Raw genomic sequence first — 5,708 nt, 5'->3', positions numbered from 1 at the left:
TTTCAGCCCGATGCCGTCTGAAATTTCCGGATTTCAGACGGCTTTTGTTAAAATGGATTTTTTTCTGCCTGCGTCTGCGCCATGAATATCAAAGCCTCCCTCCCCGGCCTGCTGGCCGCGCTGCTGCCGCTCGGCTTTCTCGCCGTGATGGTGGTCGCGCCCATGACGGCGCTGGCGCTGTATGACGGCGGCGGGATGGTGTGGTCGGTATGGGGCGACGACTATATGCGCGGCCGCATTGTGTGGACGCTGGTGCAGGCCGCTGCGACCTGCGTATTGACCCTGCTGCTGGGCGTGCCTGCGGCATGGGCTTTGGCGCGACTGGACTTTTTCGGGCGGCGGCGGATTTTGCGCCTGCTGATGCTGCCTTTCGCGATGCCCACGCTGGTGGCGGGCATGGGCGTGTTGGCCTTGTTCGGCGCCGACGGTTTTTTGTGGGCGGGCTGGCAGGATACGCCTTATCTGCTGATTTACGGCAATGTGTTTTTTAACCTGCCCGTGTTGCTGCGTGCCGCCTATCAGGGCTTTTTGAGCATACCGGAAACGCGCCTGCAGACGGCGCAGACGCTGGGCGCGGATGCCCGGCAGCGCTTTTGGCAGATTGAATGGCCCGCGCTGCGGCCGTGGCTGGCGGGCGGCGCGTGTTTGGTGTTTTTATACTGTTTTTCCGGCTTCGGGCTGGCGCTGCTGCTGGGCGGCAACCGCTATGCCACGGCGGAAGTGGAAATCTACCGCCTGATTGCCTATGAATTGGACATCGCGCAGGCTTCGGCATTGGTGTGGCTGGTGCTGGCCGTTACCGCCGCCGCCGGCCTGCTCTACGCCCGCCTGAGCCGCCGCACCGCTTCTGCCCGCGCCCTACCGCCGCCGATACCGCGCCCGCCGCAATCGGCAGGCGAGCGCGTGCTGCTGGTTTGGACGTGGGCGGTGCTGCTCGTCTGCTGCGCCCTGCCTTTGGCGGCGGTGTGGGTGCAGGCGCTGGCAGCCGGCCGCTCCTGGCTGGTATTGCTCGAAGCCGACACGCTGGCCGCCGCGTGGAACACCCTGCGCTTTTCCGCCATGGCGGTGGGGCTGGCGGTGGTGTTGGGCATCGCTTACGCGCTGGCGGCGCGGCGCTCGGCCTGGATACGCGCGCTGACGTTTCTGCCGTTTATGGTGTCGCCCGTCTGCATCGCGTTTGGCATTTTGCTGCTTTACCCCGATTGGACGGCCTCGCTGCCGCTTTTGGTGGCAACTTACGCGCTGCTGGCCTATCCGTTTGTGGCCAAAGACATATTGGCCGCTTGGGACAATCTCTCCGAAAACTACGCCGCCGCCGCCCGCAGTATGGGCGCAAACCGTTTTCAGACGGCCTGCCGCGTGACCGCGCCGCTGCTGATGCCTGCCCTGCGCCGCGGCACCACGCTGGCCGCCGCCACCTGCATCGGCGAATTTGCCGCCACGCTGTTTCTCTCCCGCCCCGAATGGCAGACGCTGACCACGCTGATTTACAGTCACCTCGGGCGCGCGGGGGCGGATAATTACGCCAAAGCCATGGTGCTGACCGCGGTCTTGATGGGGCTGGCGGTGGCGGCGTTTCTGCTGCTGGACGAAAAAGAAGACAAAAAAGCCGTCTGAATATTACCGATATTCAGACGGCTTTTTTTAATGCACGCGCGGCACGCGGCGTTTACGGCTGCGGGTTGCCGAAATGCGCCAGCCACACCGCCCATTGTTCGTCCGTCGGCGCGGTTACTTCCACCGCTTCGCCCTGCAGGTTTTCAAAACACAGACTGCGGGCGTGCAGCATCAGCCGCTGCGTGCCCAGATGTTCGGAAACGGCGTGGTTTTGGCGCAAATCGCCGTAATTGGTGTCGCCGACGATGGGGTGGAAAATGTGTTTCAGATGGCGGCGCAGCTGGTGCTTGCGGCCGGTATGCGGCTCCAGCTCCGCCCACGAATAGCGCGAGGTCGGGTAGCGGACGGCGGATTGGAACGGCAGCTCGATACGCGCCAGGCAGCGGTAGCTGCTCACGGCTTCCTGCACGGTGGCTTCGGTCAGGGCTTCGGCGATTTGGTCGGGCTGGTATTTGAGCGGGTAGTCGATGGTGTCTGCGTCGGGCAAATGGCCGCGCACCACCGCCCAATAGGTTTTGCGGGCGGTTTTGTGTTCAAACTGCTGCGTGAGCGCGCGGGCAGACCGGCTGTCGAAGGCAAACAGCAATACGCCCGAGGTCGGCCGGTCGAGACGGTGCACGGGAAACACGCGCCGCCCGACTTGGTCGCGCAGGGTTTGCACGACCACATGGGTTTCGCGGCGGTCGAGCCAACTGCGGTGCACCAGCATCCCGGCGGGTTTGTTAACGGCGATGCATTCGTTGTCTTGATAAAGGATATCCAGCATTTTTCAGACGGCCTGCGGGGGAAAAGAAATGATTTGTGCCTCATCGACGGTGATGCCGATATGGCCGAGCGCCGCCCAATCCGCGCTACCCTGCGTCTGCCAGCCGCACAACACGGTCAGGCTGCCGTAGCGCGGGTGGGCGCACACCAGCCGCATGCCTTCGGGCAAGGGGGCGGCTTCGAGCAGCGGGCAGCGTGTGCCGCCATTGTCTATCCGTATGGCCTGCGGCGGGATGTAGCGTTGCGCGTCGGCGTTGTGCAGCCCCAGCAGGCGGGCGGCGTAGAGATTGGCGGGACGTTGCAGCACTTCCTGCGGCGTACCGCTCTGCACCGCCCGCCCCTGCTGCAAAATCAGCAGGCGGTCGGCCATGCTCAGGGCTTCTTCGGGGGAGTGGGTGACGGACACGGCGGGGATGCCGGTTTGACGGATTTGCGCCAAAGTCAGGCCGCGCAGCTGCTGCCTGAGATGGCTGTCGAGGCTGGAAAAGGCCTCGTCGAGCAGCAGTAAGGCAGGTTGGGCGGCCAGGGCGCGTGCCAATGCCAGCCGCTGCTGCTCGCCGCCCGACAGTTTGTCGATGCGCCGCGCAGCCAGATGCGCCAGGCCGACGGCTTCGAGCTGCTGCAAGGCCCGCTGCCCGGCTTCGCGCCGCCCCGTGCCGCGCATCCGCAGGCCGAAGGCGGCGTTTTCCACTACATTCAGATGCGGAAACAGGGCGTAATCTTGAAACATCAGCGCAATCTGGCGTTTTTCAGACGGCCTGTCGGTGATGTTTTCGCCGTTCAGCCAAACTTCGCCGCTGTCGGACGCGAGCAGGCCGCTGATGATTTTCAGCAGGGTGGATTTGCCGCAGCCCGACTGCCCCAATACGGCCAGCAGCTGCCCGCCGCCTATGCTCAGGCTGATGTTGTCGGCCACGGTGTGCGCGCCGAAACGCTTGCTGATGTGTTTGAGTTGCAGCATGGTATGACTTTCAGACGGCTGCGGGGCGGCTGATGTCCGCCAAATAGCGGGTAAGCGGATGCTGCGGCGCAAGCAGGCCGTAGCGGCGGAAGGCGTCGAGCGTCACCAGCTGCGCGTCGGCCATCATCTGCCCGCCGAGCATGGCTTCAACCAACTGCGGCGGGGTCAGGCACTCAAACCCGGCCACTTCGCCGTCCAGATTTTCGGGGCGCACGTCCGGCGCCAGCACGACATCGAAAATATGCAGGATTTCATTGTGCAGGCCGCGGGCAACCGGGCGCAGGCTGTGGATGCGGTTGCTCGGGCGCATACCGGCCAGCTGCTGCGGGCTTAATCCGGCTTCTTCTTCGCTTTCGCGCAGTATGGCGGCTTCGACGGCTTCGCCGCTGCTGATACCGCCGCCGACCAGGTTGTCGAGCTTATCGGGATCGACGGCTTTGTGCGGGCTGCGCCGCCCGATCCAGAAACGCCATTGCCCGTCGATACAGGCCAAGCCGTTGAGATGCACGGCATGGCTCATCAGGCCGAACGGGCGGAACGCGGCCCGCTCCAAGGCAAACAATACCTGCCCGTCTTCGCCGCACACGTCAAAACGCTCGTCGCGCCAGCCGTGCAGCAGCCCCAACCGCTTCCACTCGGATGCCATGTGCTGCAAACCGTCGCCCAATGCCAGCCAGCTGTCGGCCTCCAAAAACAGGCCGTCTGAAGATGCGGACGCGCTGCCGTGCCAGTCTTTGGCAATCCGCTCTGCCCATTGCGGATTGATGCGCCCCAGCGGGCAGCCGCGCAGCCACAAGGTCTGCCAGCCGCCGCTCAAGCCGTAGGCCTGCTGCGCCCACTGCCACAGGGCATCGTGGGCGGACGGGGTAATCGGTGCGGAAAAAGCGGGGTGTTCGGAGCACATACGCGGGTTCCTGATAAAGGGATGTTGTGATTGTAACCGCTTTATGCAGCTTTGCAACCGAAGCGCGGCTATCGGGTATAATGGCAGCAGGTATCCTTTGGAAAGGCACGCCATGAGCGAATTGAACAATATCCTCTCTTTCAACAGCGAATTTGTCGAATCCGGCGAATACGCCCAATTTTTCACCAGCAAATATCCCGGCCGCGGCCTGGCGATTTTGTCCTGCATGGACGCGCGCATCATCGAGCTGCTACCGCGCGCGCTCGGTTTGAAAAACGGCGATGCCAAGCTGATTAAAAACGCCGGCGCGGTGGTGACCCACCCGTGGGGCTCGGTGATGCGCAGCCTTTTGGTGGCCGTGTTCGAGCTGAAAGTGAACGAAATCATGGTGATTGCCCACCACGACTGCGGCATGCAGAAGCTCAATGCCGACAGTTTTCTCGGCAAAGCCGCCGACAACGGCATCCCCGACGACCGCCTGGAAACCCTGCGTAACGCGGGCATCGATCTCGACAGCTGGCTGACCGGCTTTGACAATGTGGAAGACAGCGTCCGCCATACCGTTTCCCTAATCCGCCGCCATCCGCTGATGCCCGCCCATGTGGCCGTGCACGGCCTGGTGATTCACCCGACCACCGGCAAGCTCAATCTGGTGGTGGACGGCAGCCTGAGCGCCGAAGCAAACGGCGGCCGGCCATGAGCGGCATTGGTCTTTTCGGCGGCACGTTCGACCCCGTACACAACGGCCATCTGCACATCGCCCGCGCTTTTGCCGACGAACTGAAACTGGATACCGTGGTGTTCCTGCCCGCCGGCGACCCTTACCACAAAGCGCAGTCCACGCAAACGCCCGCCGCCCACCGCCTGGCGATGACCGAGCTGGCCGCCGCCGATGATGCGCGGTTTGCCGTCAGCGATTGCGACATGGTGCGCGAGGGCGCGACCTATACCTTCGACACCGTGCAGATTTTCCGCCAACAGTTTCCGCAAACGCCGCTGTGGTGGCTGCTCGGCAGCGACAGCCTGATGAAACTCCATACCTGGAAAAAATGGCAGACGCTCGTGCGCCAAATCCATATCGCCGTTGCCATGCGCCAGGGCGACAATTTAAGCCGTGCGCCGCGCGAATTACACGCCTGGCTCGGCGAAGGGCTGCAAAACGGCAGCGTCAAAATCCTGCAGGCGCCGCTGTATGATGTCAGCTCCACCCAAATCCGCGAATTGATCCGACAAGGCGGAAATTCAGACGGCCTGCTGCCGCCGCAGGTTGCGCGCTATATCCGCAAGCACGGGCTTTACCGCTAAGTAATCAGTCGGAGCGTCATTTCTCCGACCATATACCGCCGTATCCTCGCTGATGCCGCTGAGCAATCCAAAGCCTGTGCAAAACATCGGATGCTCCGTACCCAAATCACAGGCCGTCTGAAAATTATAGTCGTTTCAATTTAGATTGAGACAAGG

At 62.9% G+C, this 5,708-nt stretch carries 6 protein-coding genes; 3 read left to right on the top strand and 3 right to left on the bottom strand.

The features are described 5' to 3' along the window. Window positions 1–81: 81 nt before the first annotated feature. Window positions 82–1,617, top strand: coding sequence for an ABC transporter permease (locus BDE01S_RS07815; RefSeq protein WP_066079775.1), 1,536 nt, complete (start codon window positions 82–84; stop codon window positions 1,615–1,617). Window positions 1,618–1,669: 52 nt separating this feature from the next. Here the strand turns inward: BDE01S_RS07815 and truC are convergent, their stop codons facing one another. The 3 genes from truC to BDE01S_RS07800 are packed head-to-tail and all read right to left on the bottom strand — an operon-like array spanning window position 1,670 to window position 4,247. Continuing rightward, on the bottom strand, window positions 1,670–2,383 hold the full coding sequence (gene truC, locus BDE01S_RS07810) for a tRNA pseudouridine(65) synthase TruC (RefSeq protein WP_066079772.1): 714 nt from the start codon (window positions 2,381–2,383) through the stop codon (window positions 1,670–1,672). A gap of 3 nt (window positions 2,384–2,386) precedes the next feature. Further along, complete coding sequence (locus BDE01S_RS07805) at window positions 2,387–3,343, bottom strand: ABC transporter ATP-binding protein (RefSeq protein ID WP_066079769.1); 957 nt, start codon at window positions 3,341–3,343, stop codon at window positions 2,387–2,389. 10 nt (window positions 3,344–3,353) lie between these two features. Further along, window positions 3,354–4,247 carry an NUDIX hydrolase gene (locus BDE01S_RS07800; RefSeq protein ID WP_066079766.1) on the bottom strand — a complete coding sequence of 298 codons (894 nt, stop codon included), beginning with the start codon at window positions 4,245–4,247 and terminating at the stop codon, window positions 3,354–3,356. A gap of 112 nt (window positions 4,248–4,359) precedes the next feature. Between BDE01S_RS07800 and BDE01S_RS07795 the strand changes: the two genes are divergently transcribed. Together BDE01S_RS07795 and nadD are read left to right on the top strand one after the other, a co-directional pair. Continuing rightward, complete coding sequence (locus tag BDE01S_RS07795) at window positions 4,360–4,947, top strand: beta-class carbonic anhydrase (protein WP_066079763.1); 588 nt, start codon at window positions 4,360–4,362, stop codon at window positions 4,945–4,947. Further along, on the top strand, window positions 4,944–5,552 hold the full coding sequence (gene nadD, locus BDE01S_RS07790; protein WP_066079760.1) for a nicotinate-nucleotide adenylyltransferase: 609 nt from the start codon (window positions 4,944–4,946) through the stop codon (window positions 5,550–5,552). The genes BDE01S_RS07795 and nadD overlap by 4 nt, the downstream gene beginning before the upstream one ends. Window positions 5,553–5,708: the final 156 nt, after the last annotated feature.

Origin of the sequence: Bergeriella denitrificans NBRC 102155, assembly GCF_001592185.1 — a bacterium.
In the GTDB taxonomy this organism is placed as follows: Bacteria; Pseudomonadota; Gammaproteobacteria; order Burkholderiales; family Neisseriaceae; genus Neisseria; species Neisseria denitrificans.
The sequence above is the reverse complement of the archived record's forward strand: the minus strand, read 5'-3'. Positions and strand labels throughout refer to the sequence as shown.

Excerpts from the sequence above, each read along its gene's own strand:
- BDE01S_RS07795 (WP_066079763.1), top strand. The coding sequence starts at position 4,360 with ATGAGCGAATTGAACAATATCCTCTCTTTCAACAGCGAATTTGTCGAA.
- nadD (WP_066079760.1), top strand. The coding sequence starts at position 4,944 with ATGAGCGGCATTGGTCTTTTCGGCGGCACGTTCGACCCCGTACACAAC.
- BDE01S_RS07800 (WP_066079766.1), bottom strand. The coding sequence starts at position 4,247 with ATGTGCTCCGAACACCCCGCTTTTTCCGCACCGATTACCCCGTCCGCC.
- BDE01S_RS07805 (WP_066079769.1), bottom strand. The coding sequence starts at position 3,343 with ATGCTGCAACTCAAACACATCAGCAAGCGTTTCGGCGCGCACACCGTG.
- BDE01S_RS07815 (WP_066079775.1), top strand. The coding sequence starts at position 82 with ATGAATATCAAAGCCTCCCTCCCCGGCCTGCTGGCCGCGCTGCTGCCG.
- truC (WP_066079772.1), bottom strand. The coding sequence starts at position 2,383 with ATGCTGGATATCCTTTATCAAGACAACGAATGCATCGCCGTTAACAAA.